The organism is Falsiroseomonas sp. HC035 (assembly GCF_050563525.1).
GTDB lineage: Bacteria > Pseudomonadota > Alphaproteobacteria > Acetobacterales > Acetobacteraceae > Falsiroseomonas.
The window spans coordinates 303317-328402 of the sequence record NZ_JBNXUN010000003.1; the positions used below are offsets into that span (position 1 = coordinate 303317).

Annotated in this window: 36 protein-coding genes and 1 other RNA gene; 12 read left to right on the forward strand and 25 right to left on the reverse strand. The window is 69.1% G+C overall.

The annotated features are described in order from the left end of the window. Positions 1-213 precede the first annotated feature (213 nt). The 3 genes from ssrS to ACLF3G_RS09170 all read right to left on the reverse strand — a co-directional run bounded on the left by ssrS (position 214) and on the right by ACLF3G_RS09170 (position 913). Positions 214-370, reverse strand: a non-coding RNA gene (gene ssrS / locus ACLF3G_RS09160) — 6S RNA. 9 nt (positions 371-379) lie between these two features. Further along, entirely contained in the window at positions 380-709 is a 330-nt protein-coding gene (locus ACLF3G_RS09165; protein ID WP_216839869.1) for a cell division protein ZapA, read from the reverse strand. Further along, the gene (locus tag ACLF3G_RS09170) at positions 710-913 is read right to left on the reverse strand and encodes a hypothetical protein (protein WP_430669056.1); all 204 of its coding nucleotides are present in this window, start codon (positions 911-913) and stop codon (positions 710-712) included. Positions 914-1036: 123 nt separating this feature from the next. On the opposite strand from ACLF3G_RS09170, the gene ACLF3G_RS09175 reads away from it, so the two are divergent. The 5 genes from ACLF3G_RS09175 to ACLF3G_RS09195 all read left to right on the forward strand — a co-directional run bounded on the left by ACLF3G_RS09175 (position 1037) and on the right by ACLF3G_RS09195 (position 4942). Next, positions 1037-1501, forward strand: coding sequence for a hypothetical protein (locus tag ACLF3G_RS09175; RefSeq protein WP_430669057.1), 465 nt, complete (start codon positions 1037-1039; stop codon positions 1499-1501). Positions 1502-1543: 42 nt separating this feature from the next. Beyond that, on the forward strand, positions 1544-2455 hold the full coding sequence (locus ACLF3G_RS09180; protein ID WP_430669058.1) for a class I fructose-bisphosphate aldolase: 912 nt from the start codon (positions 1544-1546) through the stop codon (positions 2453-2455). A gap of 140 nt (positions 2456-2595) precedes the next feature. Then, positions 2596-3333 (forward strand): sulfite exporter TauE/SafE family protein, encoded by a 738-nt coding sequence (locus ACLF3G_RS09185; protein WP_430669059.1) that lies wholly within the window; start codon positions 2596-2598, stop codon positions 3331-3333. Positions 3334-3373: 40 nt separating this feature from the next. After that, positions 3374-4009, forward strand: coding sequence for a thiamine phosphate synthase (thiE, locus tag ACLF3G_RS09190; protein ID WP_430669060.1), 636 nt, complete (start codon positions 3374-3376; stop codon positions 4007-4009). Positions 4010-4045: 36 nt separating this feature from the next. Further along, the gene (locus ACLF3G_RS09195; RefSeq protein ID WP_430669061.1) at positions 4046-4942 is read left to right on the forward strand and encodes a PhzF family phenazine biosynthesis protein; all 897 of its coding nucleotides are present in this window, start codon (positions 4046-4048) and stop codon (positions 4940-4942) included. Between the two features lie 10 nt (positions 4943-4952). On the opposite strand, the gene ACLF3G_RS09200 is transcribed toward ACLF3G_RS09195, so the two are convergent. Next, a complete protein-coding gene (locus tag ACLF3G_RS09200) occupies positions 4953-5315 on the reverse strand; it encodes a hypothetical protein (RefSeq protein WP_430669062.1) in 363 nt (120 codons plus the stop codon). Positions 5316-5476: 161 nt separating this feature from the next. On the opposite strand from ACLF3G_RS09200, the gene ACLF3G_RS09205 reads away from it, so the two are divergent. Next, a complete protein-coding gene (locus ACLF3G_RS09205; protein WP_430669063.1) occupies positions 5477-5944 on the forward strand; it encodes a hypothetical protein in 468 nt (155 codons plus the stop codon). Between the two features lie 70 nt (positions 5945-6014). Further along, positions 6015-6737, forward strand: coding sequence for an FkbM family methyltransferase (locus tag ACLF3G_RS09210; protein WP_430669064.1), 723 nt, complete (start codon positions 6015-6017; stop codon positions 6735-6737). A gap of 9 nt (positions 6738-6746) precedes the next feature. Here the strand turns inward: ACLF3G_RS09210 and epmA are convergent, their stop codons facing one another. Continuing rightward, positions 6747-7865, reverse strand: a complete 1119-nt coding sequence (gene epmA / locus ACLF3G_RS09215; protein WP_430669065.1) for an EF-P lysine aminoacylase EpmA — start codon at positions 7863-7865, stop codon at positions 6747-6749. Between the two features lie 38 nt (positions 7866-7903). Between epmA and ACLF3G_RS09220 the strand changes: the two genes are divergently transcribed. Together ACLF3G_RS09220 and ACLF3G_RS09225 are read left to right on the forward strand one after the other, a co-directional pair. Continuing rightward, positions 7904-8923 carry a lysine-2,3-aminomutase-like protein gene (locus ACLF3G_RS09220; protein WP_430669066.1) on the forward strand — a complete coding sequence of 340 codons (1020 nt, stop codon included), beginning with the start codon at positions 7904-7906 and terminating at the stop codon, positions 8921-8923. A 77-nt stretch (positions 8924-9000) separates the two neighbouring features. After that, a complete protein-coding gene (locus ACLF3G_RS09225; RefSeq protein WP_430669067.1) occupies positions 9001-10584 on the forward strand; it encodes an ABC transporter substrate-binding protein in 1584 nt (527 codons plus the stop codon). Between the two features lie 6 nt (positions 10585-10590). On the opposite strand, the gene ACLF3G_RS09230 is transcribed toward ACLF3G_RS09225, so the two are convergent. Together ACLF3G_RS09230 and ACLF3G_RS09235 are read right to left on the reverse strand one after the other, a co-directional pair. Then, a complete protein-coding gene (locus ACLF3G_RS09230) occupies positions 10591-10941 on the reverse strand; it encodes a fluoride efflux transporter FluC (RefSeq protein WP_430669068.1) in 351 nt (116 codons plus the stop codon). Beyond that, positions 10938-12263 carry a replication-associated recombination protein A gene (locus ACLF3G_RS09235; RefSeq protein WP_430669069.1) on the reverse strand — a complete coding sequence of 442 codons (1326 nt, stop codon included), beginning with the start codon at positions 12261-12263 and terminating at the stop codon, positions 10938-10940. Before ACLF3G_RS09235 ends, ACLF3G_RS09230 begins: the two co-directional genes overlap by 4 nt. Before the next feature lie 68 nt (positions 12264-12331). On the opposite strand from ACLF3G_RS09235, the gene ACLF3G_RS09240 reads away from it, so the two are divergent. Genes ACLF3G_RS09240 through ACLF3G_RS09250 form a run of 3 tightly spaced genes read left to right on the forward strand, consistent with a single transcriptional unit; the run spans position 12332 to position 15218 of the window. Beyond that, positions 12332-13306 (forward strand): Bug family tripartite tricarboxylate transporter substrate binding protein, encoded by a 975-nt coding sequence (locus tag ACLF3G_RS09240; protein WP_430669070.1) that lies wholly within the window; start codon positions 12332-12334, stop codon positions 13304-13306. 53 nt (positions 13307-13359) lie between these two features. Next, positions 13360-14328, forward strand: coding sequence for a Bug family tripartite tricarboxylate transporter substrate binding protein (locus ACLF3G_RS09245; RefSeq protein ID WP_430669071.1), 969 nt, complete (start codon positions 13360-13362; stop codon positions 14326-14328). Then, entirely contained in the window at positions 14325-15218 is an 894-nt protein-coding gene (locus tag ACLF3G_RS09250; protein WP_430669072.1) for a DMT family transporter, read from the forward strand. Before ACLF3G_RS09245 ends, ACLF3G_RS09250 begins: the two co-directional genes overlap by 4 nt. On the opposite strand, the gene ACLF3G_RS09255 is transcribed toward ACLF3G_RS09250, so the two are convergent. From ACLF3G_RS09255 to rpsQ, 18 genes are all read right to left on the reverse strand, one after another. Continuing rightward, a complete protein-coding gene (locus ACLF3G_RS09255) occupies positions 15195-15503 on the reverse strand; it encodes a hypothetical protein (protein ID WP_430669073.1) in 309 nt (102 codons plus the stop codon). The genes ACLF3G_RS09250 and ACLF3G_RS09255 overlap by 24 nt on opposite strands. 58 nt (positions 15504-15561) lie before the next feature. Further along, positions 15562-15987, reverse strand: a complete 426-nt coding sequence (rplQ, locus tag ACLF3G_RS09260; RefSeq protein WP_430669074.1) for a 50S ribosomal protein L17 — start codon at positions 15985-15987, stop codon at positions 15562-15564. Between the two features lie 111 nt (positions 15988-16098). After that, on the reverse strand, positions 16099-17112 hold the full coding sequence (locus tag ACLF3G_RS09265) for a DNA-directed RNA polymerase subunit alpha (protein ID WP_430669075.1): 1014 nt from the start codon (positions 17110-17112) through the stop codon (positions 16099-16101). Between the two features lie 43 nt (positions 17113-17155). After that, positions 17156-17554, reverse strand: coding sequence for a 30S ribosomal protein S11 (gene rpsK / locus ACLF3G_RS09270; RefSeq protein WP_430669076.1), 399 nt, complete (start codon positions 17552-17554; stop codon positions 17156-17158). A 1-nt stretch (position 17555) separates the two neighbouring features. Then, the gene (rpsM, locus tag ACLF3G_RS09275) at positions 17556-17933 is read right to left on the reverse strand and encodes a 30S ribosomal protein S13 (protein ID WP_430669077.1); all 378 of its coding nucleotides are present in this window, start codon (positions 17931-17933) and stop codon (positions 17556-17558) included. A gap of 211 nt (positions 17934-18144) precedes the next feature. After that, positions 18145-18810, reverse strand: a complete 666-nt coding sequence (locus ACLF3G_RS09280; protein ID WP_430669078.1) for an adenylate kinase — start codon at positions 18808-18810, stop codon at positions 18145-18147. 10 nt (positions 18811-18820) lie between these two features. Next, positions 18821-20188 (reverse strand): preprotein translocase subunit SecY, encoded by a 1368-nt coding sequence (secY, locus tag ACLF3G_RS09285; protein ID WP_430669079.1) that lies wholly within the window; start codon positions 20186-20188, stop codon positions 18821-18823. A 140-nt stretch (positions 20189-20328) separates the two neighbouring features. Beyond that, positions 20329-20820: a 50S ribosomal protein L15 gene (rplO, locus tag ACLF3G_RS09290; protein ID WP_430669080.1), complete on the reverse strand. Its 492-nt coding sequence runs from the start codon at positions 20818-20820 to the stop codon at positions 20329-20331. Position 20821: 1 nt separating this feature from the next. Further along, positions 20822-21016, reverse strand: a complete 195-nt coding sequence (rpmD, locus tag ACLF3G_RS09295) for a 50S ribosomal protein L30 (RefSeq protein WP_430669081.1) — start codon at positions 21014-21016, stop codon at positions 20822-20824. Next, positions 21009-21653 carry a 30S ribosomal protein S5 gene (gene rpsE, locus ACLF3G_RS09300; protein WP_430669082.1) on the reverse strand — a complete coding sequence of 215 codons (645 nt, stop codon included), beginning with the start codon at positions 21651-21653 and terminating at the stop codon, positions 21009-21011. Before rpsE ends, rpmD begins: the two co-directional genes overlap by 8 nt. An 11-nt stretch (positions 21654-21664) precedes the next feature. After that, positions 21665-22027: a 50S ribosomal protein L18 gene (gene rplR, locus ACLF3G_RS09305; RefSeq protein WP_430669083.1), complete on the reverse strand. Its 363-nt coding sequence runs from the start codon at positions 22025-22027 to the stop codon at positions 21665-21667. After that, on the reverse strand, positions 22027-22560 hold the full coding sequence (gene rplF / locus ACLF3G_RS09310; protein WP_430669084.1) for a 50S ribosomal protein L6: 534 nt from the start codon (positions 22558-22560) through the stop codon (positions 22027-22029). The genes rplR and rplF overlap by 1 nt, the downstream gene beginning before the upstream one ends. Before the next feature lie 14 nt (positions 22561-22574). Continuing rightward, positions 22575-22973, reverse strand: a complete 399-nt coding sequence (gene rpsH, locus ACLF3G_RS09315; RefSeq protein WP_430669085.1) for a 30S ribosomal protein S8 — start codon at positions 22971-22973, stop codon at positions 22575-22577. 12 nt (positions 22974-22985) lie between these two features. Next, positions 22986-23291, reverse strand: coding sequence for a 30S ribosomal protein S14 (gene rpsN, locus ACLF3G_RS09320; RefSeq protein WP_430669086.1), 306 nt, complete (start codon positions 23289-23291; stop codon positions 22986-22988). A 53-nt stretch (positions 23292-23344) separates the two neighbouring features. Beyond that, positions 23345-23878, reverse strand: a complete 534-nt coding sequence (rplE, locus tag ACLF3G_RS09325) for a 50S ribosomal protein L5 (RefSeq protein ID WP_430669279.1) — start codon at positions 23876-23878, stop codon at positions 23345-23347. A 173-nt stretch (positions 23879-24051) separates the two neighbouring features. Next, positions 24052-24372, reverse strand: a complete 321-nt coding sequence (gene rplX, locus ACLF3G_RS09330; RefSeq protein ID WP_430669087.1) for a 50S ribosomal protein L24 — start codon at positions 24370-24372, stop codon at positions 24052-24054. Between the two features lie 4 nt (positions 24373-24376). Beyond that, complete coding sequence (gene rplN / locus ACLF3G_RS09335; protein ID WP_430669088.1) at positions 24377-24745, reverse strand: 50S ribosomal protein L14; 369 nt, start codon at positions 24743-24745, stop codon at positions 24377-24379. Between the two features lie 12 nt (positions 24746-24757). Continuing rightward, entirely contained in the window at positions 24758-25075 is a 318-nt protein-coding gene (gene rpsQ, locus ACLF3G_RS09340; RefSeq protein ID WP_430669089.1) for a 30S ribosomal protein S17, read from the reverse strand. Positions 25076-25086: the final 11 nt, after the last annotated feature.

The window sequence follows — 25086 nt, forward strand, 5'->3', positions numbered from 1 at the left end:
AGGTGGCGGATGCCGCCGCCCGGCGCTTGAGGAATGGCAGAGCGCCGGCGGCGCCGCAGCGCGCCGAGGCCGCGAAGGCGGACTTTGCCCAGATTACCCTCGCCCAGATTACCCTCACCCAGACCAACCGTGCGAGGCGCGTAGGCAGGCGGCCGGAGGCCGCGCCTGTTACGCCTTTGGCGTGCCTGCGGCACGTCAGAGGATATGTAAAGCTGCGGAGCCACCATGGCCGTGGGCGTTATAACCCTCCTGAGACCTGCTTTTGCAGGTGGGAACCAGGTACCCAGGCCAAGACCTGAGCAGCGCCAGCCCCCGGAGGATGCTTATTGGCCCCGGGGGTTCATGTGCCTCACCAACCGGGCAGCCCCGCATATCCTAGTTAGGGACGGTCGAGGGTCTGGGCAATGCCCTCGATGCGGTCGGCGATGCGCGCCAGGCGTTCCGCCAGCTTCGGGTCGGGCTGCGGGGCGGCCATGTTCTGGCCGGCGCGGGCCTGGGACAGCGCGACCTTCAGGTCGTGCACCTCGTCGGCCAGCAGCAGCGCGCCGAGCAGCAGCAGGCGGCTTTCGCCGAACTGGCCGCCCATCGCCTTGATGGAATTGACCCGCTTGTCGACCTCCCCGGCCAAAGAGACCAGGTGGGCTTCCTGGCCATCCTCGCAGGAAACCGGGTGGCTGTAGCCGCCGACGCGGACGGTGACCTGACCCATCTACTGATCCTCTCCGAGCGCCGCGCGCAGGCGCGCAATCGTCTCGTCCAGCCGGTCCGCGATGGCGGCGACGGCGGCCTTCGGGATGCCTTCACCCGGCGCGGCAACGGCGCGGGGCTGGGCGGCTGCCTCGGCCAGTCTCTCGACGGCCTGTTCCAGCCGCGCCAGGGCGCGGCTGGTCGGGTCGCCGGTTTCCGCACGCATGCCTGACACCAGAAACCCCCGCCCCGTTGCGCGCCCAAACGCAGCGACTGCGCCGCCTGCGCCTTGTCGCCACCGGTTCCGGCATGCTGCAACGCTTTGCATGCACGGCGCGGCGGGTCAACGGTGAGCAAGGGTTCGGTCCGGCTTCCGCCGGCTGTTCTGGTGCGGTCGGCGGCGGAAGGCCGCGCGGCGCTGGAGGTCGCGGGGCCGGGTGGCGTGCTGCTCCTATCGGCGCCGGGCGCTGCCGGGTTCCTCGGCCCGGGCGCTTGGCGCGCGCTGGTCGCGGCGGCCGGCGCTACGTCCGGCGTGCAGGACCGCGGCGATGCGCCCAACGCCCTGTGCTGCGGCGATGCGGCCGGCGATGCGCTGGCGGGCCTTCGCGCCGGCTGCCGCATCCTGGTGCTGCATGGCGCGCTTCCGGCCTTCGCCACCGTGTCCGGAGCGGCGGCAGAGGTTGGCGCGCTGCTGCTGCCCTCGCGCCCGCCGGCTCTGGACCTGCGCGAACTTGATCTCCGCCGCCCTGCCGCGCGCGCCAAACTGGCGGATTGGCTGGCCCGGACGCATGACACCGGGGCCATGCTGCGCTAGACCCCGGACATCGTTTGCCGACATCCGAGAGGACTCCCGAGAATGCGTCTGACGCCAAAAGTCCAGGAAATCCTGTCCTGGTATGAGAGCGACAATCCCGGGACCAAGGCGAACCTCGCCCGCATCCTGATGGCCGGCAAGCTCGGCGGCACCGGGCGGATGGTGATCCTGCCGGTCGACCAGGGCTTCGAGCATGGCCCGGCCCGCAGCTTCGCGCCGAACCCCGCGGCCTACGACCCGCGCTACCTGTTCGAGCTGGCGCTTGAGGCCGGGCTGAACGCCTATGCCGCGCCGCTCGGCATGATCGAGGCGGGTGCCGCGACCTATGCCGGCACCATCCCGACCATCCTGAAGATGAACAGCAGCAACAGCCTGTCCACCACCAAGGACCAGGGCGTGACGGCCAGCGTCGGCGACGCGCTGCGCCTGGGCTGCTCGGCCATCGGCTTCACCATCTACCCCGGCTCCGAATATCAGTTCGAGATGATCGAGGAGCTGCGCGAGCTGGCGGAGGAGGCCAAGTCCGTCGGCCTTGCCGTGGTGGTGTGGAGCTATCCGCGCGGCCCGATGCTGGACAAGGTCGGCGAGACGGCGCTCGACATCTGCGCCTATGCCGCGCACATGGCGGCGCTGGTCGGCGCGCACATCATCAAGGTGAAGCCGCCGACTTCCGCCATCAGCCTGGATGCAGCGAAGAAGACCTACCAGGCGAGCCCGGTGGAGGACGACGCCACCAAGCGCTTCGCCCACATCGTGCAGGCCTGCTTCGGCGGCCGGCGCCTGGTGGTGTTCTCCGGCGGCGAGGCCAAGGGTACGGAGGCGATCCTGGACGAGGTCCGCGCCATCCACGCCGCCGGCGGCAACGGCTCCATCATGGGCCGCAACGCCTTCCAGCGCTCCAAGGCCGATGCGCTGGCGCTGCTCGCCGCGATCATCAACGTCTACAAGCACTGAGACCACGATGGGGAGGCCACACGGCCTCCCCCTCTCGCGTAACACCCGTCGGCCCGTCCGACGCGCGGGCCGGCTGACCGGCGCCGGACGCTGCGGCCGGCAGCGAAGCATCGATTTCGGATCCCAGGCAGGCTGGCCGCATGGAACACCTGCCTCTCGCCGTCTTCGCCGGCCTCGTCTTCCTGCTCGCCGGGATGGTCAAGGGCCTGATCGGCCTCGGCCTTCCGACCATCGCCATCGGCGTCCTGGCGCTGGTGATGCCGCCGGCGGAGGCCGCGGCGCTGCTGGTTCTGCCGTCTCTCGCCACCAACGTGATGCAGGCCAGTGGACCGGCGCTGCGGCCGCTGCTGCGGCGGCTGTGGCCGATGCTGCTGATGCTGGTGCCGGGCACGCTGGCCGGGATCGGGCTGCTGACGGGTGGCGGGCCGGCAGCGCTCGGGCTGCTCGGGCTGGCTCTTGCGATCTATGGTGGCTGGGGGCTGGCGGCGCCGCCGTTTCACCTGTCGCCACGGGCGGAACGTATCAGCGCGGTGCCCACCGGCCTGCTTGGCGGGCTGGTGACGGGGGCGACGGGCGTCTTCGTCATGCCGGTGGTGCCCTGGCTCGGCGCGCTGGGGCTTTCGCGCGATGCGCTGGTACAGGCACTCGGCCTTGCCTTCCTGGTGGCGACGGTAGCGTTGGGCCTCGCCCTGGCCCTGGCCGGCAGCTTCACGCCGATGGCCGCCGGCGGATCGCTGCTGGCGCTGCCGCCGGCGCTCGGCGGCATGGCGCTGGGCGGCTGGCTGCGGGCGAAGATCCCGCCGGCGCTGTTCCGGCGCATCTTCTTCGCCAGCCTGCTGGCACTCGGCGCGCACCTGGCCTGGCGCGGATTGGCGTGACCCCTTCCCAAAGCGCCGCCGGCGGGCGACACGCTGGGCCATGCCCGATTGCCGCCTCTACCTCATCACCCCGCCCGCCATCCCGGACCTGCCCGGCTTCACCGAGGCGCTGAAACGCGCCCTCGGCGCCGGCGACGTCGCCGCGCTGCAACTGCGGCTGAAGGACCTGCCGGAGGATGCCATCCTGCGCGCGGCGGAAGCCCTGCTGCCGGTGGCGCAGGCGCATGACGTCGCCGTGCTAATGAACGACCGCATGGACCTGGCGAAGCGCGCCGGCTGCGACGGGGTGCATCTCGGCCAGGGCGATGGCGACCCCATCGCGGCGCGCAAACTTCTGGGGGCGGAGGCAATGATCGGCGTCACCTGCCACGCCTCCCGCCATCTGGCGATGGAGGCGGGGGAAGCGGGCGCGGACTACGTCGCCTTCGGCGCCTTCTTCCCGACTGGCACGAAGCGGACCGAGCATGTGGCGGAGACCGACCTGCTGGAGTGGTGGTCCGAGATGTTCGAGATCCCCTGCGTCGCCATCGGCGGCATTTCCGCCGCCAACTGCGCGCCCCTGGTCCAGGCCGGGGCGGATTTCCTGGCGGTCGTCGGCGCAGTCTGGAACCATCCCGACGGGCCGGATGCCGGCGTGCGGGCGATGAACGCGGCGATTGCCGCCGCAGGGGGCTGAGGGTCTGCTCCTTTCGGATAGCCTGCCGGAAGACGCTTGCCTGACGCCGCCAACCCGTCCGACAAGATCATCATGAGCCTGATGTTCGAAACCTGCGACGTCTTCACCACCATCCGCCATGGCGGCAATCCGCTGGCCGTGGTCTACGGCGCCGCAGATCTGGATGGCGCCGTGATGCAGGCCATCGCGCGCGAGTTCAACCTGAGCGAGACGGTGTTCGTCACCGCCGCCGAACCGTCCCGCGCCCGCATCCGCATCTTCACCCCAGGCCGCGAACTGCCCTTCGCCGGCCACCCCAATGTCGGCGCCGCCGTTCTGCTGGCGCGGCACCTGGAACTCGCCGGCGATACGCTGCTGCTGGAACAGGCGGCTGGCGCGGTGGAGGCGCGGCTGCTGCGCGATGCGGCAGGGGAGGTCACGGCCGCCCACATCTCCGCGCCGCAGCCCTTTACCCTGGTCGAGACGCTGCATGCCGAGGCCATTGCCGCCTGCGCCGGCCTGCCGGCGCTGGTGGGGGAGGCGGTTATCGCCTCCTGCGGCACGCCCTTTGCCATCGCCGAGGTCGCGGATGCGGAGACACTGGCCGCCGCCGCCCCGGATGTCGCCGCCTTCCGCGCCAACCTGCCGGCGGATCGCGCCATTGGCCTGCTGCTCTACACCCGCCTGCACCCCGGCCGGCTGCGGGCGCGCATGTTCGCGCCGCTGTCAGGCCTGGTGGAGGACCCGGCGACAGGCAGTGCCAATGTGGCGCTAGCCGGACTGCTGATGCAGAGGCTGGGTGCCGATGCGCTGGAGATCGAGGTGGAGCAGGGCATCGAGATGGGCCGGCCGAGCCTCCTCGCGCTCGCCGCCCAGACGATGCCGCATTTCGGCATCCGGGTCAGCGTCGGCGGCGGCGTGGTGCCGGTGAGTGCGGGGCGCCTGATCATCTGAGCGATCCGCCTCACGGGGAGCGGAACCGGGCGCCATCGGCGCGGAGGAACACCTGCAGCGGCGTGGTGCCGGCGCCCTGCCCGTCCTGGCCGCGCCAGCGGCCGTCGCGGCACAGGATGCCTCCCGGGATCGGCACGGCCTCCCACTCCACGACGTTGGCGACACGCTCCCCGCCCGGGCCGAGCGCCAGGAAGTTCGTGCGGCAGCGGCCCTCGGCCAGCACCGGGTCATAGCCGTCGATCATCCAGCCGCCCCCGCCGGTGCTCTCGAAGCGGCGCTCCAGCGGGAGCCAGGATGAGGGATCGGGAGATTGGGCGACGGCAGGATGGGCAAAGCCCAATGCTACGGCGAGCCAGACCAGGGGGCGGGACATCGGGTTTCCGTTTCGAATTGTTGCGGCAACGCCGTCGCGGGCTTTTCAACCGCGACGGAAGCGTTACGGTCGGCGCGAGCCGTTGGATGCAGCGGCTCCACGAAAAGGGAAATGTTCATTCGAGCGGCCGCATCCTGCGCCGCCACTGCTGGAGATCGACCATGCTGTCCCGACACATCGCCGCCCTGCTGGCCCTGGCCGCGGTGCCGACTCTGGCCCTGGCGCAGGACTACAACCGGCAGCCCTCCTTCGGCACGGTGAACCTCCGCGCCAATTTCGCGCCCGATCCTTACGTCGTGAACGTCACGGCAGGTGGCGGACTGCCGGCGGAGCGGCTCGGGGGGCGGGAGTGCCTGGGCTCCATCGCCAACGCGCCCGATGTGCGGCTGAACTACAGCGCCGGCCAGGGGCTGCCGCTGTATCTTTCGGCGGTGTCGCGGGCCGACGTCACGCTGGTGGTCAACCTGCCGAACGGCCGCTGGGCCTGCAACGACGACTTCCAGGGCACCAACCCCGGCCTGATTTTCCGCAACCCGCAATCCGGCCAGTACGACATCTGGATCGGCAGCTACGACCGCGGCTCCCGCATCCCGACGCAGCTGCGGATTTCGGAAGTCCCGCCGAACTGAAGCGCCCGCCCCTGGCGTTCCGCGCGCCGATGCCACATGCCGGGCTCAGGAATGGGAGCCCGGCAGGCACATGGACGAGTTGAGCTTCCACCAGCGGCTGCACCGCCCTGGCACCATCCTGGATGTGGGCGCGCATGACGGGCTCCTGACCCTGCCCTTCTCCCGCCTGCCCGGCGCCCAGGTCCTTGCATTTGAACCGCTGCCGAGCGCCTTCGCCCGGCTGCGCGAAGCGGTGCTGGCGGAATACGGCGCCATCCCGACGCATCTGGAGTTGCGGACGGAGGCGCTGGGGGCTGTTGCCGGAAGCCTTACCCTGTCCGTGCCGATCCTGGACGGCGTGGCGCAGGAGCAGTGGGCGAGCACGGCCAAATCCTACGACGCCTTCGCCTCGGTCACCGTGGCGCGGCATGTGGTGCCGGTTACGACCATCGATGCGCTAGGGCTGGACGACCTGGAACACGTCAAGCTGGACGCGGAGGGCTTCGAGCAGGAGGTGCTGGAGGGCGCCGCCGCGACGCTGCGCCGCTGCCGCCCGGTGCTGTCGCTGGAGGTCGAGGAACGCCACCGTGCCGGCAGCACGCGGGACGTGCCGGCGCTGCTGGCCGGCTTCGGCTACGAAAGCTGGTTCGTGCTGGACCGCGCCTGGCATCCGCATGCGGCGTTCGACGCGGCGACGATGCAGGTGGCCTCGCCGGACCCGGCGGTCTTTGCGGCCTCCGACCCCTATGTCTTCACCTTCTTCGCCTGGCCGGCCGAGCGCAGCGCCGAAATTCTTGCGGCTCTGAGGGACTAGCCAGGCCGACTAGCCAGGCCCCGCAAGCAGCTTCGGCGGCGCGGCCAGGGCCGGCTGCGGCGTGCGCGGGATGGCGGGCAGCCACAGCACGTCCTCGATCTCCGCGGCGCCGCTGGCCAGCATCGCCAGCCGGTCGAAGCCGAGCGCGATGCCGGAAGATGGCGGCATGCCGTAGTCCAGCGCCGCCAGGAAATCCTCATCCACGTCCCAGCCGGCCTCGCCGCTTTCGGCCCGGCGCGCGGCAACGTCGCGTTCGAAGCGGCTGCGCTGTTCCACCGGGTCGGTCAGTTCCTCAAAGGCGTTGGCCAGTTCCAGCCCTGCGGCGAATAGCTCGAACCGCAGGGCGACGCGGCCATCCTGCGGGTCGCGCCGGGCCAGCGCGGCCTGGGGGGTGGGCCAGTGGGTCAGGAAGGTGGCCTGGCCGCGGCCGAGCTTCGGCTCGACGTAGCGCAGCATCAGGCGGAAGAAGCCGTCCTCCCAGCTATCCGTCTCCGACACATGCAGGCCGCTGCGGGCGGCGGCGGCGCGCAACCTCGTGGCGCTGCCCTCCCCGGTCGCGACATCGACGGTTCCCAGGATGTCGAGGCCTCGGCAATACCGGCTGAAGGCTTCAGCCATGGTCATGCGGACGAAGGGGCGGGAAAGATCCGCCGTGACCTCCCCCTGTCCCACAACACCGGGGCAGACGGAGCGGAGAAGCAACTCCGCCTCATCCATCAGCCCGGCCATGCCGAGGCCCGGCGCGTACCACTCCAGCATGGTGAATTCGGGCGCGTGGTTCGGGCTCGCCTCGCCGTTGCGCCAGACCCGGGCGAATTCGAAGATCGGCCCGGCCCCGCCGGCCAGCAGGCGCTTCAGCGCCAGTTCGGGCGAGGTCCGCAGCCACAGCAGCGTCTCCTCGCCGATGCCGAGATGCGGGCGGTATTCCGTGGCGAAGCCGCGCAGATGCACCTCCATGCCGGGCGCAGGGACCAGACAGGGCGTCTCCACCTCCAGGTAGCCGCGGGATTGGAAGAAGGCGCGGGTGGCGGCGGTGAGTGCGGCGCGGCGGCGCAGGAAGGGCAGCCGCGCGGCGAGCCGGTCGCGCGTCCAGGCTTGCCGGCCATGTGGCGATGCGGCCTTGGGCATGGACGCGCCTCCGGTGTTGGGGTTTACCGGCGCGGATCATGCCCGATACCAACCCGCCCCGAAACCTGTTGCCGAAGCGGACGATCCGCGATGCCGCCGGCCTGGCCGCCGCCGGGCTGCTGCCACATGGCGCCGATGCGGCGGGGCTGGAGGCGGTGGCGGAGCGCTACGCCATCGCGGTGACGCCGGCGATGGCGGCGCTGATCCGGCCGGAGGATGCGGCGGACCCGATCGCGGCGCAGTACGTCCCGCACGTGGCGGAGCTGGAGACGGCGCCACACGAGGTCGCCGACCCCACCGCCGACGCACCCTTCACCCCGGTGCCCGGCGTGGTGCACCGCTACCCGGACCGCGCCCTGCTGAAGCCGCTGCTGGCCTGCCCCGTCTATTGCCGCTTCTGCTTCCGGCGGGAGGTGGTGGGGCCCGGCGGCGGGCTGCTGGACACGGCGCAGCTCGAAGCCGCGATCGCCTGGTTCGCGGCGACGCCGCAGGTGCGGGAGGTGATCCTGACCGGCGGAGATCCCCTCATGCTCTCACCACGGCGGCTCGGCTGGCTGCTGGAACGGCTGGCAGCGATCCCGCATATCGAGATCCTTCGGGTTCATACTCGGGTTCCGGTGGCTGATCCGGCGCGGGTTACGGCGGAACTGGCGGCGGCGATGGACCTGGAAAAGCCGCTGTATCTCTGCCTGCATGCCAACCACGCCCGCGAATTCACCGCCGAGGCTGCCACCGCGCTGCGCCGCCTGACCGGCGCCGGCGTGGTGCTGCTGGGGCAGAGCGTGCTGCTGCGCGGTGTCAGCGACAGTGCGGCGGCGCTGGAGGAATTGTTCCGCGCCATGCTGCGCCACCGGGTGAAGCCGTACTACCTGCACCAGCTCGATGCCGCGCCGGGCACCTCTCGCTTCGAGGTGCCCGCCGAGGAAGGCCGCGCCATCCTCGCCGCGCTGCGCTTCAAGGTGACGGGCCTGGCCTGGCCGACCTACGTCCAGGAACGCCCGGAGGGCGGCGGCAAGGCGCCGATTGGGCCACGCTGGGACGACAACGCCCTGTCGTGATGCAGCGGCCGCGCCTGCGCGATTGACACAGTCTACAAAGTTCTTTTGCCTCCGGGGTCGTCCTGGAGTTCCTCCGCATGCAGACCCGTCGCACGATCCTGGCTGCCACGAGTGCCCTGCTGGCCGCACCGCGGGTCGTCGGTGCGCAGCCCGCCGCGGCGCGCACCCTACGCTTCGTGCCGCAGACCGACCTGACGGTCCTCGACCCGGTCTTCAACACGGCGACGGTGACGCTGACCCATGGCGGCATGGTGTTCGACACGCTGTATGGGATGGACGCCGACTACAACCTGCAGCCACAGATGGTCGCCGGCCATGTGGTGGAGAATGACGGGCTGCAATGGACGCTGACCCTGCGGGACGGGCTGCGCTTCCATGACGGCGAGCCTGTGCGCGGCCGCGACTGCGTCGCCAGCATCCGCCGCTGGGGCGCCCGCGACATGTTCGGGCAGGAACTGCTCGCCGCCATCGACGAACTCAGCGCGCCGGACGACCGGACCATCAGGTTCCGGCTGAAGCGCCCCTTCCCGCTGCTGGCCCGCGCGCTGGGCAAGGTGACGGCGCCGATGCCGGCGATGATGCCGGAGCGCCTGGCGCTGACCGACCCATCGCGCCCCGTGCCGGAGATCATCGGCAGCGGACCCTTCCGCTTCAACACGGCGGAACGCGTCTCCGGCGTGCGCGTGGTGTATGACCGCTTCGAGCGCTATGTGCCCCGGCCCGAGGGCACGCCCAGCCGCACCGCCGGGCCCAAGGTCGCGCATTTCGACCGCGTCGAGTGGCACGTCCTGCCCGACTACGCGACCGCCGCGGCAGCACTCCAGCAGAACGAGGTGGATTGGGTGGAATTCGCGCCCAACGACCTGCTGCCGATCCTGCGCCGCGCCCGCAACGTGGCCGTGAAGGTGACGGAGGACAGCAGCGTCAGCATCCTCCGCCTCAACCACCTGCATCCGCCTTTCGACAATCCCGCGATCCGCCGGGCGCTGCTCGGCGCTCTGGACCAGGCCGCCTACATGACGGCGACCTTTGGCGACGATCGCAACCTGTGGCGCAGCGGCGTCGGCGTATTCGTGCCGAATACGCCGATGGCCAATGATGCAGGCCTCGCCGTGCTGGAGGGCCCGCGCGACTACGAGAAGGCGCGCCAGGATATCTTCGCCGCCGGCTACAAGGGTGAGAAGGTGGTGGTCCTGCAGCCGATGGACCTGCCCACGCTGAAGGCGATGAGCGAGGTGGCCGTGGACATGCTGCGGCGTGTCGGGATGAATGTGGAGCCCTTCGCCGCGGATTGGGGCAGCGTCGTGCAGCGGCGCGGTTCGCGGGAGCCGGTGGAGCGCGGCGGCTGGAGCGTCTTCCCCTCCAGCTTCAGCGCCGCCGGGCTGCTCGACCCGGTGGCCAATCTTGGCCTGCGGGCGAATGGCGCGCGGGCCTGGTTCGGCTGGCCGGACAGCCCGGATCTGGAAAGGTTGCGGCAGGAATGGATGGCGGCACCGGATGTCGCCGCGCAGCAGGCCAAGGCGCGGGAGATCCAGACGCAGTTCTTCCAGGACCTGCCGTACTACCCGATCGGCGAGTTCTTCCGTGTCACCGCGCATCAGCGCAACCTGGTGGACATGCCAGTCGGGCTGACCACCTTCACCGGCATCCGCCGCACCTGACGCGGGTCAGCGTCGTATCAGCCCATAGGCGATGCCGAAGGCGGCGAGGCCCAGGACCAGCGACGCCGCGACGTAGGCCGCCGCCAGCCACCAGGCACGCTCGAACAGCAGGCCGGTCTCCAGGCTGAAGGCGGAGAAGGTGGTGAAGCCGCCGAGCAGGCCGGTGACCAGCAGCAACCGCGCCTCGCCCTGCACCCCGAGCCCCGCCGCGATGCCGATGCCGGCGCTGCCGAGCACGTTCACCGCCAGGGTGCCCCAGGGAAAGCCGGCACCGAGCTGGCCGATCGCCAGCTGGGAGAGGCCGTGTCGCAGCAGGGATCCCACGGCGCCGCCCGCGGCGACCAGCAGCCAGTTCATCGCCGGCGCTTCCGCAGCGCATCCCATTCCGCCAGCCGCGCCGCCACTGCCGCCTCCGCGCCGCGCTGCGTCGGGCTGTAGAAGCGCTGGCGCTCCATGCCCGGGGGCCAATAGTCGGCGCCCGAAAAGCCCTCCTCGGCGTCGTGGTCGTATTCGTAGCCCTCGCCGTAGCCGAGTTGCTTCATCAGCTTCGTCGGCGCATTGAGGATATTGGGTGGCGGCATCAGGCTGCCGGTCTGCTTCGCCGCGCGCATCGCCGCCCCGAAGCCGGCATACAGCGCATTGGATTTCGGTGCGGTGCCAAGATGCACCACCACCTGTGCCAGCGCCAGCTCGCCCTCCGGCGAGCCGAGCCGCTCATACGCCTCCCACCCCGCCAGCGCGATCTGCAACGCCCGGGGGTCGGCCATGCCGACATCCTCGGAGGCGAAGCGCAGGAGGCGGCGGGCGATGTAGCGGGGGTCCTCGCCGCCGGTCAGCATCCGCGCGAACCAGTAAAGCGCCGCGTCAGGGTCGGAGCCGCGCAGGGATTTGTGCAGGGCGGAGATGAGGTTGAAGTGCTCCTCCCGGTCCTTGTCATAGAGGGCGGCGCGCTTTGCCAGCAGCGCGACGAGGCCGTCCGGATCCAGCGGATCGCCGCCCGGCGGCAGGGACAGGAGTTGTTCCACCATGTTGAGCAGGTAGCGGCCATCGCCATCGGCCATGCCGGCCAGGCTGTTCCGCGCCTCTGCCGTCAGCGGCAGGGTCCGCGCCTCCTCGGCCTCGGCGCGCGCCATCAGGTCGGCCAGTGCGGCTTCGTCCAGCCGTTGCAGCACCAGCACCTGGCAGCGCGACAGCAGCGCGCCGTTCAGGGCGAAGGAGGGATTTTCCGTGGTGGCGCCGACCAGCGTCACGGTGCCGTCCTCGACCACCGGCAGGAAGCCGTCCTGCTGCGCGCGGTTGAACCGGTGGATCTCGTCCACGAACAGCAGCGTGCCGCGGCCGTTGCGACGGCGCATGCGCGCTTCGTCGAAGGCGCGCTTGAGATCGGAGACGCCGGAGAACACCGCGGACAGCGCGACGAAGGAAAGCCCGGCGGCCTCCGCCAGCAGCCGCGCGATGGTGGTCTTGCCGACGCCGGGCGGGCCCCAGAGGATCACGGAGGAAAGACTGCCGCGCGCCAGCATGCCGGTGATGCTGCCCTCCGGCCCGACCAGCTGCGGCTGGCCTACCACCTCATCAAGGCTGCGCGGCCGCAAGCGGTCGGCCAACGGGCGGGGGCCGGGCGGTGGTGCGGGTGCCTCGGCTTCCGGGGCGCCGAACAGATCGGGTGGGCGTGTCATGCCCCGCAGTCTAGCCGCATGCCGGCCCGCAGGGCATGGTGCGGCCAACAAAAGCGGAGGATCGCGCCATGACCACCCTCACCCGCCGCGCGCTGGCTGGCGCCCTTCTGGCGACACCCTTCCTGGGGCGTGGCGCCTTGGCACAGTGGGCGCCGACACGGCCGATCCGCATGCTGGCGCCCTACCCGCCGGGCGGTGGCGTCGACACCACCTCCCGCCTGCTGGCCACGCCGATGGGCGCGTTTCTCGGCCAGCCGGTGGTGGTGGAAAACCGTGCCGGCGCCGGCGGCTCCATCGCCGCGGCGGATCTGGCGCGCAGCGCGCCGGACGGCCACACCATCATGATCGACGCGCTGGCGCATACGGTGAACCCGTCCCTGCTGCGCAACCTGTCCTTTGACTACGCCACCGCCTTCACCCCCATCAGCCAGGTGGTGGTGCTGCCGCAATTGCTGGTGGTGAACAAGAACGTGCCGGTGAACAGCCTGGCCGAGTTCGTCACATGGGCGAAGGCGCGTCAGGGCACGCTGTCCTATGGCTCCTCCGGCAATGCCACGGCGGCGCACCTGGCCTCCGCGCTGTTCCTCAGCCGGGCCGGGCTCGACATCCAGCACGTGCCCTATCGCGGCGGCACGCCGGCATTGCAGGACCTGCTGGGCGGCAACATCACCTTCGTCTTCGGCACCGTCTCCTCCTCCCTGCAACTGGCCCGCGACGGCGCGATCAAGCCGCTGGCCGTCAGCACGACGCAGCGGCTGGCGGCGCTGCCGGACGTGCCGACCGTCGCCGAGCAGGGTTTTCCGGGCTACGAGCTGAACGAGTGGAACGGGCTGTATGCCCCTGCCGGGCTGACGCCGGCGATCACCGAACGGCTCCATGCGGCGGCGCTGCACGCCCTCGCGGATGCCACGGTAAGGGCGCGGCTGGATACGCTGGGCGCGCTGCCCGTCGGCACATCGCCGGCCGAATTCGCGAAGTATGTGGCGGACCAGCGGGCCTTGATGGGGCAGCTGGTGCGCGACGCGAAGATCGAGGTGGGTTGACCCGGCGCGTCGCCGCCGCAATCTCCCGCACCGACCCGACCGGAGGAAGAACGATGCCCGCCACCCGCCGCGCCATCCTGGCCAGTGCCGCCACCCTCGCGCTCGCGTCCAGGTCACACGCACAGGCGGCCTGGCCGTCGCGGCCCATCCGGCTGGTGGTGCCTTTCTCTGCCGGCGGCGCGGCGGACAGCGCCGCACGGGTTACGACGCCCCATATGGGCGCGAAGCTCGGCCAGAACTTTCTGGTGGAAAACCGTACCGGCGCCAGCGGCAGCCTGGGCGGCAACGAGGTGGCGCGGGCGACGGACGGCCACACCTTCCTCTGGGATGCCTCCTCCCACATCGTTAATCCGGCGCTGCTGCCGCGCCTGCCCTTCGACTACGCGACCGCCTTCACGCCGATCAGCCTCGTGGTGCAGTTCCCCTCCGCCATCGCGGTGAAGAACGATTTTCCGGCGCGCTCCCTGGCGGAATTCGTGGCGGCGGCAAAGGCACGTCCGGGCACGATCACCGTGGGCACGCAGGGCAATGCGACGGCGGGGCATCTGGGGTTGGTGGCCTTCGCCCGACGCGCGGGCATCGAGGTGATCCACGTGCCGTACAGGGGCGGTGCGGCCGCGGCGCAGGACCTGGCGGGCGGCGCCATCGATGCCGTCTTCACCACGCTGGTCTCAGCCGGCCCGGTGGTGGATGGCGGCCGGGCGCGCTTCCTGGCGGTCGGCACTCGGACGCGGGTGGAAAGCCGGCCGGACGTGCCGACGATCCATGAGAGCGGCTTCGAGGGCTTCGAATCCAATGAATGGGCCGGCCTTTTCGGCCCCGCCGCGACGCCGCCCGCCGTGGTCCAGGCGATGTCCGATGCGCTGGTCGAGGCGGTGGCGGAACCGGCGATCCGCCAGCGCCTGGTGCAGATCGGCTGTGTGCCCGTGGCCAGCCGCCCGGATGATTTCGCCCGCTTCGTGCGCGACGGGAGGGCGGAGATGGCGGCCCTGGTGCGGGACGCGAATATCCGCGCCGAGTGACCCCACCCTCCAACCGCAACCTCGCCGGCATCCTGCTGATGTCGGTGGCGGTGCTTGGCTTTTCGCTGAACGACGTGCTGGGGAAGTGGCTGCTCGGCAGCTACACCGTCGCGCAGGTGCTGGTCCTGCGCAGCATCGCGGCCCTGCTGATCCTGGCGCCGCTGCTGGTGCGGGAGGGTGTGCTGCCCCTGCTGCAACCGCGCCGCCCGAGGCTGCAATTGCTGCGGGTGGCCTGCGGCACACTGGAGGTCGCGGCCTTCTACTGGGCCGTGTCGCAGATGCCGCTGGCGGACACCATGGCGTTCTGGATGGCGACGCCGATCTTCGTGGCGCTGGCTTCTGCCGTGCTGCTGAAGGAAAGCCTCGACCGGCCGCGCTTCATCGCGGTGGTGCTGGGCTTCCTGGGCGTGGTGCTGACGCTCGGTGCCGGGCTGGACCACGGGCTTCTGCCGACCCTGACGGCGATGGCAGGTGTCGTGCTGTACAGCGGCTACCTGCTGAGCACGCGTGCGCTGCGCGGCACCTCTGCTCCGGTGCTCGCCGTGTACCAGATGCTGGGGGCGCTGACCTTCGGCCTGTTCCTGGCGCCCTTTGGCTGGGTGCCGGTGGGATGGGTGGATACGGGCCTGCTGATGTTGCTGGGCGTGGTGGGGGTGGCGGCGCATCTGGCCGTCACGCGATCGCTCGCCCTGGCGCCGGCGCCGGTGGTCGTTCCGTGGCAATATGCGATGATCCTGTGGGGGATCCTGTTCGGCTGGATCTTCTTCGACGAGGTGCCGGAGGTCTCCATGTTGGCCGGTGTCGCGGTGATCGTCGGGGCCGGCTTCTGGCTGACGCGGCTGGAGTTGCGCGACGCGCGGCGCGGGTCAGTCCCGGCAGGCGAAGGGTAGGAAGCTGCCGGTGGCGCCGCCGTTCATCGCGGCGATCGACAGCGCATCGGCCAGGTTCAGTTCCGCCGGCGACCGTGGGCAGACATCGCGCGGACCGCTGCACCCCGAAGCAAGGAAGGCGGCGTGCCGGTCGAGAAACTCCTGGCTGACACCCTGGCGCCCGAAATGCGCCAGCGCCGCTGCCGTCGCTTCGCCGTAGCGCGTGCATTTGACCTCGGGCCAGCTGGCCTGCGCCTGGGCCGGCTGCACCGCGAGTAGTCCCAGCAGAATGACGCTGCGGATCATCTAACGGAAAAGGGCGCCATGCGGCGCCCCCCCTTCACGAAGCCTGGGGCTGAGAGGCTTACGCCTCGTCCGCCTCGCTCGGCACAGCCTCAGGACGCGGGCCGCTGTCGAGGCCCTTGGCCGCGACGTCACGCTCGATCAGCTCGATCACCGCCATGTCGGCCGCGTCGCCGTAGCGGACGCCGGCCTTCAGCACGCGGGTGTAGCCGCCGGCGCGGGTCTTGTAGCGATCCGCGATGGTGGAGAACAGCTTGTCCACCACCTTCGGATCGCGAATCTGCGCATAGGCCTGGCGCCGCGCATGCAGGTCGCCGCGCTTGCCGAGGGTGATGATGCGCTCGACATAGGGGCGCAGCTCCTTCGCCTTCGGCAGCGTGGTGCTGATCTGCTCGTGCTTGATCAGCGCGGTCGCCATGCTGCGCAGCATGGCGAGGCGGTGGCTGGTGGTGACGCCGAGCTTACGGCCGGCAACGCCGTGACGCATGGTCCTGTTTCCTTAGATACCCAGGCCAGCCGCATCTGCGTCGGCCGACCCGTTAAGTCCGTTGCAGAGCCGTCTCACCCGAATGGGTGACTGCCCCTCCGCCAAGAGCCCTCAGAAGGGCTCCTCGAGTTTCTTCGCCAGGTCCTCGATGTTCTCCGGCGGCCAGCCCGGCACGGTGATGCCGAGGCCGAGGCCCATGGAGGCGAGGACTTCCTTGATCTCGTTCAGCGACTTGCGGCCGAAATTCGGCGTGCGGAGCATTTCCTGCTCGGTCTTCTGAACCAGGTCGCCAATGTAGACAATGTTGTCGTTCTTCAAGCAGTTCGCCGAGCGGACCGAAAGCTCCAGCTCGTCGACCTTGCGCAGCAGGTTGCGGTTGAAGGGCAGATCGTCGCGGATCTCCTCCACCACACGCTGGCGCGGCTCCTCGAAATTGATGAAGAGCTGCAGCTGTTCCTGCAGGATGCGCGCGGCGATGCCGACAGCATCCTCCGGCGTCACCGTACCGTCGGTCTCGACGGTCAGGACCAGCTTGTCGTAGTCCGTCTTCTGGCCGACGCGGGTCGGCTGCACCTGGTAGGCGACGCGGCGGACCGGCGAGTAGATGGCATCGATCGGGATCAGGCCGATCGGCGCATCCTCCGGCCGGTTCTCGCTGGCCGGGACATAGCCCTTGCCGGTGTCGACCGTCAGTTCCATCGACAACTTGGCGCCGTCGTCGAGCGAGCAGATGACCAAGTCCGGGTTCGAGATCTCGATGTCGCCGGTGGTCTGGATCTGGCCGGCGGTGACTTCGCCCGGGCCGGTCGCCGTCAGTTGCAGGCGCTTCGGGCCATCGCCCTGCATGCGCACGGCAAGCTGCTTCACGTTCAGGACGATGTCCGTGACGTCTTCCCGCACGCCCTGGAGGCTGCTGAACTCATGCAGCGCGCCGTCGATACGCACGGCCGTCACGGCGGCGCCCTGCAACGAAGACAGCAGGATGCGGCGCAGCGCATTGCCGAGCGTCATGCCGAAGCCACGCTCCAGCGGCTCCGCGATCAGGGTCGCAAGCCGCGTCGGATCGGCGCCGAGTTCGACGTCCTTCTTGGTCTCGATCAGCGAACGCCAATTCTTCTCGATCACGGTCTATTCCCCTGCCCAGCCCTGGTAAGCGTCGCGCGTCAAACTAGACGCGGCGGCGCTTGCGCGGGCGGCAGCCATTGTGCGGGATGGGAGTCACGTCGCGGATGGCGGTGACGTAGAAGCCGACGGCCTGGAGGGCACGCAGCGCCGACTCGCGACCCGAACCTGGACCGGAGACCTGGATCTCCAGGGTCTCCATGCCGTGCTCGCGGGCCTTCTTGCCGGCATCCTCTGCGGCCACCTGGGCGGCGTAGGGCGTGGACTTCCGGCTACCCTTGAAGCCCTGGCTACCAGCCGAGGACCAGGCAATCGCGTTGCCCTGGGCGTCGGTGATGGTCACCACGGTGTTGTTGAAGGAGGCGAGCACATGCGCCACGCCAGAGGAGATGTTCTTCCTCTCCTTCTTGCGGGGACGGGCGCCGGCGCGGGGTTCGCGAGCCATCTTACTTCGTCACCTTCTTCTTGCCGGCGATCGCCACGGCCTTGCCCTTGCGGGTGCGGGCATTGGTGTGGGTGCGCTGGCCGCGGACCGGCAGGCCCTTGCGGTGACGCAGGCCGCGGTAGCAGGCCATGTCCATCAGCCGCTTCTTGTTCATCGCCTCTTCACGCCGCAGGTCGCCCTCGACGCGGTATTCCCGGTCGATCAGCTCACGGACGCGGATGACCTCGTCATCGGTCATCTGGTTCACCCGGCGATCCTCGGGAATGCCGAGCTGCTCGCAGATCACCTTCGCGTTCTGCGGACCGATGCCATAGATGTAGCGGAGCGAGATGAGCACCCGCTTGTTGGTTGGGATGTTCACGCCGGCGATGCGCGCCACGGTGCCTCTCTCCTCATCAGGCCTGGGGCCTGCCTCAAAAAAACCGGGCCGAGGCCCGCATCAGTTCAACCAGACCCGGACCTTCGTGGCTCCCACGAAACTGGCCCGAATCAGGCATGCAACGGCGAAGGGCGGCCGGAGGAACCTCCGGACCGCAGGGGCCGGGTGCTACACCGGCCCCAAGGGGGGAGTCAAGGCGGAGGCCACGGCCTCAGCCCGTACCCAGCGGACGACCGGACACGATGGCCGCGATCTGCCGCGTCACCTCGTCCATGTCGGCCATGCCATCGACCTGCTTGAGCTTTCCCTGCCCGGCATAGTGCGGCAGCAAGGGTGATGTCTGGCGGTGGTACGTCTCGAGCCGCGCCGCCACCGTCTCCGCCCTGTCATCGGCGCGACGAACGAATTCGGTGCTGCCACAGACGTCGCAGACGCCCGCCTGGGCGGGCACCTTGAAGCGGTCGTGGTAGCCCTCCCCGCACTTCGCGCAGGTGTAGCGCCCGGCAATCCGCTCCACGAGCGCGGCGTCATCCACCTTCAGCTCGATCACGTGGTCCAGCGGCAGCGCCTGGTCGGACAGCATTCCATCCAGCGCCTGCGCCTGTGGCACGGTGCGGGGGAAGCCATCCAGGATGAAGCCCCGCGCCACGTCCGGCGCCTGCACACGGGCCGCCAGCATCCCGATCAGGATGCTGTCCGGCACCAGTTCACCCCGCTCCATGATGGCCTTCGCCTCGCGGCCGATCGGAGAGCCCGACTTCACCTCGGCCCGCAGCATGTCGCCGGTGGCGATCTGCACGACGCCGTAGCGCTCCTCCAGCCGCTTCGCCTGGGTGCCCTTTCCGGCCCCGGGCGGACCCAGAAGGATCAGCCGCACGTATCTGTCCTCATCGACCGCGTCCCCCCGGTTGCGTGCCGCGGCCACCCAGCCGAGCCTTCTTGATCAGCCCCTCGTACTGATGGGCGAACAGATGTGACTGCACCTGTGCCACCGTGTCCATCGTTACCGACACGATGATGAGCAGCGACGTGCCGCCGAAGTAGAACGGCACGCCGTAGTTTGAGATCAGCAGCTCCGGCAGGATGCAGACGATGGACAGGTAGATGGCGCCCACCGCCGTCAGCCGCGTCAGAACCCGGTCGAAATACTGCGCGGTGGGCAGGCCAGGCCGAATGCCGGGCACGAAGCCGCCATACTTGCGCAGGTTGTCAGCCGTCTCCTGCGGATTGAACACGACCGCCGTGTAGAAGAAGGCGAAGAACACGATCAGCGCCAGGTACAGCGCCATGTACAGCGGCTGGCCATGCGCCAGCAGGTTGGTCACGCTGGTCAGCCAACTGTCGCTGTTCGGGTCCTGCCGGAACGCCGCGAAGGTCGCGGGCAGCAGTAGCAGGGAGGACGCGAAGATCGGCGGCATGACGCCGGCCGTGTTCAGCTTCAACGGCAGGTGAGTGTTCTCGCCGCCGAACATCCGGTTGCCGACCTGGCGTTTCGGGTACTGCACCGGGATGCGCCGCTGGGCGCGCTCGATGAATACCACGAAGGCGATAACCAGCAGGGCGATAGCCAGGAACGCCATGATGAAGAAGGTGGACAGCGCCCCGGTGCGGCCGAGTTCCAGGGTCGCCGCGAGCGCGGAGGGCAGGTTCGCCACGATGCCGGCGAAAATGATCAGGCTGATGCCGTTGCCGATGCCGCGCGCCGTGATCTGCTCGCCCAGCCACATCAGGAACATGGTGCCGCCGACCAGCGTGATGACGCAGGAGATTCGGAAGAACCAGCCTGGATCATGCACCGCCGCCCCGAAGCTGCCGCGCAGGCTCTCGAGCCCCACGGCGATGCCGTAGGCCTGGAAGATCGCGATGAACAGGCAGAGGTAGCGGGTGTACTGGTTGAGCTTCTTTCGCCCGGACTCACCTTCCTTCTTCAAGGCTTCCCAGGACGGGATGGCGGCCGTCATCAGCTGCACGATGATGCTGGCGGAAATGTAGGGCATGATGTTCAGCGCGAAGATCGTCATGCGCCCCAGCGACCCGCCGGTGAACATGTCGAACATGCCGAGGATGCCGCCGCCCATCTGCTGCAGCAGTTCGGCCATCACGCCGGCATCGATGCCCGGCACCGGCACGTAGGAGCCGATGCGGTAGACGATCAGCGCGCCCAGGGTGAACCACAGCCGATTCTTGAGCTCGGTGGCCTTGGCCAGCACCCCGAGGTTCAGATTGGCCGCAAGCTGTTCGGCGGCGGACGCCATGTGCGATCCCTCCTCGCGAAAGCGGCGCCCCCAAGCCACGCCGAAAGGCGGACCCGGGACGCCGCGTCGCAGCTACCCTAAATTGCCGCCCGCACCCAAAGGGTGCAAGGGCGGCGCGCTCAAATCAGCCTTGGACCGGCCTAGGCTTCAACCGGAGCCTCTGCCTTGACCACCAGCAGCGTCAGCGTGCCACCGGCCGCCGCGATCGCCGCGGCCGCAGTGGCGGAGGCACCGGACACCGTCAGTGTCACAGCGCGGGTGATCTCACCCACGCCAAGCAGCCGCACGCCGGCGTACTTCGGAGAGTTGCGGACCACACCGGCCGCCTGCAGCATGGCCTCGTCGATCGCCTGGCCTTCCGGCAGACGACCATCGGCAATGGCCTTGTCCAGCGCACCGAGGTTCAGCGGCGCGTAGTTCTTGCGGAACGGATTCACGAAGCCACGCTTCGGCATGCGCCGATAGATCGGGAGCTGACCGCCCTCGAACCCATTCAGCGACACGCCGGTGCGCGCCTTCTGACCCTTGACGCCGCGGCCGGAAGTCTTGCCCTTGCCGGACCCGATGCCACGGCCGATGCGCTTGAACTTCGGCCGGGCGCCGTCGTTGTCGCGGATTTCGTTGAGCTTCATGTTATTCACCGTCCACCTTGATCAGATGGGCGACCTTCCGGATCATGCCACGCACGGCCGGAGTATCCTCCAGCTCGCTCGTGCGACGGATCTTGTTCAGGCCCAACCCGATCAGCGTCTCGCGCTGACCCGGCTTGCGGCCGATCGGCGACCCGGTCTGGGTCACCTTCACGGTCTTCTTGCTCGCCTCAGACATTCGTCGCCTCCGGCGCCGCGCCCTCGGCCACGGCGTCCTTGCGCGGACCCATCAGGTCCGACACCTTCTTGCCGCGACGCGCCGCCACAGCCCGCGGGCTGGTGCAACGGCCGAGCGCCGCGAAGGTCGCCTTCACCATGTTATGCGGGTTCGTCGTGCCGGTGCACTTGGCGACGACGTCGCCCATGCCAAGCGTCTCGAACACCGCGCGCATCGGACCACCGGCGATGATGCCGGTACCGGCCGGCGCGGCCCGCAGAATCACGCGGCCCGCACCGAACTCGCCGACCTGGTCGTGGTGCAGGGTGCGACCCTCGCGCATCGGCACGCGGATCATCGTGCGCTTGGCACGCTCCGTCGCCTTGCGGATTGCCTCCGGAACCTCGCGCGCCTTGCCGGCGCCCCAGCCAACGCGCCCCTTCTGGTCGCCAACCACGACCAGCGCGGCGAAGCTGAAGCGACGACCGCCCTTCACCACCTTGGCCACACGGTTGATGGTGACCAGCTTGTCCTTCAGCTCATCGCCGTCGGACCGATCCTGCCGGTTCTCGTTGCGGTCGCGACCGCGGCCACGACGGCGATCGCCGCCCTCGCCACCGCCACCGCCGCCCTCGCCGCTCCTGGGTTCACGTGCCATTCCCGAACTCCTCAGAAGGAGAGGCCGCCCTCGCGGGCTGCCTCCGCGAGTGCCTTGATGCGGCCGTGATAGAGGTACGGCCCGCGATCGAACACCACTTCCACGACACCGGCGGCGAGCGCGCGCTCCGCCACCAGCTTGCCGACTGCTGCCGCCGCGCCCTTGTCGGCGCCGGTCTTCAGCTCATCACGCATCGGCTTCTCGATGGACGAGGCGGCGGCCACGGTACGGCCGGCCTTGTCGTCGATGACCTGGGCGTAGATGTGCTTGCCCGAGCGGAAGACCGAGAGCCGCACGCGGCCACCCGACTTCATCTTGATCTGGTAGCGCGCGCGCGAACGGCGACGCTCCATCAATGCGAGCTTGTTGGCCATTACTTCTTCTTACCCTCCTTCCGGAGGATCACCTCGTTGTCGTAGCGCACGCCCTTGCCCTTGTAGGGCTCCGGGCCGCGATACGCGCGGATCTCAGAGGCCACCTGGCCGACCTGGCGCTTGTCGGCGCCTTCCACTTTGATGGAGGTCGGCTTCTCACAGGTGATCTTGATGCCCGCCGGGATCGGATAGCGGATGTCGTGGCTGTAGCCGAGGTTGAGCACGAGCTCCTTCCCCTGCACTGCCGCACGATAGCCGGTGCCGGTGATTTCCATGTTGCGGGTGAAGCCGGTTGAAACGCCGGTCACCATGCTCTGGATCAGGCTGCGCGTGGTGCCCCACATGGTGCGGGACTTGCGGTCCCCCCCACGCGGCGCCACCGCAACCTCGCCACCCTCGATGGTGACATCCACTTCTTCCGTCAGGTCGAGCGAAAGCTCGCCATTCTTGCCCTTGGCCACGACCTTGCGGCCCTGCAGCGCCACCTGGACGCCTGCCGGAACCGGGACCGGGTATTTGCCGACGCGAGACATAATCTATCCTCCCGTCAGAACACGCGGCAGAGGACTTCGCCGCCAACATTGGCAGCGCGGGCCTCATTGTCGCTCATCACGCCCTTCGGCGTGGACAGGATCGAAATACCGAGGCCGGAGTAAAACTTCGGCAACTCCGCGATCTTGGAATAGACGCGGCGGCCCGGCTTGGACACGCGCGCGATTTCCTTGATGGCGGGCTCGCCTTCGGAATACTTCAGCTCGATGCTGATCACCTTGATGCCAGGGCGAAGCTGCTCGGTGGCGAAGGCGCGGATGTAGCCCTCGCGCTTCAACACATCGAGCACATTCTCCCGCAGGCGGGATGCCGGGGCCACACAACGGCTCTGCCGTGCGCGCTGGGCATTGCGGATACGGGTGAGCATGTCACCCAGCGGATCGGACAGCGACATACGCGGCCCTCCTTACCAGCTCGCCTTGACCAGGCCCGGAATCTGACCCTGATTGGCCAGATCGCGGAGCTGGTTGCGGCTCAGCTTGAATTTGCGGTAGTTGCCGCGGGGACGACCGGTCAGCTCGCAGCGCAGGCGGACGCGGTTCTGCGCGCCATTGCGCGGCAACTGCGCCAGCTTCAGCGTCGCCTCGAAGCGCTCCTCGACCGGCAACTCGCGATCCATCACCACCGCCTTGAGGGCGGCGCGCTTGGGCGCATGCAGCTTCGCGAGCCGTTCACGACGCTTGTTCTTCATGACAGACGAGGTCTTGGCCATGCCGTCTAAAATCCTCCGGAACCTGCCTGACGTCTGTCAGGCGGTTTTCCAAATCAGTTTGCGAAAGGAAGGTCGAACGCCTTGAGCAGCGCCTTGGCTTCCTTGTCGGTCTTCGCCGTCGTCACGAACTGGATGTCCATGCCGCGCACCACGTCGACCTTATCGTAGTTGATCTCGGGGAACACGATCTGCTCCTTGAGACCCATGGCGTAGTTGCCACGGCCGTCGAAGCCACGGTTCCCGGGGATGCCCCGGAAGTCCCGCACCCGCGGCAACGCAATGGTCACCAGGCGGTCGAGGAACTCGAACATCCGCGCCTTGCGCAGCGTGACCTTGCAGCCAATCGCCTGACCTTCGCGGATCTTGAAGCCCGCGATCGCCTTGCGCGCCTTGGTCTTCACCGGCTTCTGGCCGCTGATCGCCATCAGGTCGGCCACCGCCGCATCCAGCTTCTTCTGGTCGCCGGCGGCCTCGCCCACGCCCATGTTGATGACGATCTTCTCCAGCTTCGGCACCTGCATCGGGTTCTTGTAGCCGAACTCGGCAGACAGGGCCTTGCGGATCTCGTCCTCATAGCGGCGCCGCATGCGCGGCTGCTCGGCCGGCGAAGCCTTCGCCTCGCCGGGGTTCGCGACAGCGGCCGGAGAGGCCGGCGCAACGCGCTGCTCGCCACCCTTGGCGGCGGCCGGCGCGTTGGACTTCTTCGGCGGCGTGGACTTGCCACCCTTCGTGCCGGGCTTGTTGCCCTTCTTCGAGTCGCTCATCGGTCAATCACCTCGCCCGAGGGCTTGGCCACACGGACCTTGCGGCCGTCTTCCAGCACCTTGAAGCCAACCCGCGTCGCCTTGCCGGAGACGGGATCGAGCAGCGCCAAGTTGGAGAGATGGATCGGCCCCTCCTTCTCGACGATGCCACCCGGCTTGCCCATGCCCTGCGGCTTGGTGTGGCGCTTCACCATGTTCACGCCCTGCACGAAGGCGCGGCTTTCCTCGGGCACGACGCGAATGACGTCGCCCTTCTTGCCCTTGTCGCGACCGGTCAAAACCTCGACCTTGTCGCCCTTCTTGATCTTCGCGGCCATGGCCTTACAGGACCTCCGGCGCCAGCGAGATGATCTTCATGAACTTCTTCCCACGCAGCTCGCGCACGACCGGTCCGAAGATACGGGTTCCAATCGGCTCGCCCTGCTTGTTGATCAGCACCGCGGCGTTGCCGTCGAAGCGGATGGCCGTGCCGTCGATACGCCGCACGGGATAGGCCGTGCGGACGATGACGGCGCGATGCACCTCGCCCTTCTTCACCTTGGCGCGGGGAATCGCCTCCTTGACGGAAACGACGATGATGTCACCGACCGACGCGGTCCGGCGCTTCGAGCCACCCAGCACCTTGATGCACTGGACGCGACGCGCACCGGAGTTGTCGGCGACTTCGAGATTGGATTCGACCTGGATCATGGTGGGTCCGCCTCAGCCTGCCGAAGCCGGCGCGTCGGCAGACGGTGCGGTGGCGGCGACCGGGGCGGCAAAGCCCTCCGGACGCTCAACCGCATCGCCGTTGCGCGCAATCACCAGCCAGGACTTGTTCTTGCTGATCGGGCGGCATTCCTCGATCGACACCAGGTCGCCTTCCTTGCAGAGGTTCGCCGCGTCATGCGCTGCGTACTTCTTGGAACGACGGATGAACTTCTTGTAGAGCGGGTGCATCACGCGACGCTCGACCAAGACGGTGATCGTCTTGTCGGTCTTGTCGCTGACCACCCGGCCCGTGAGGACGCGCCTCGGCATCGCCCGAACCC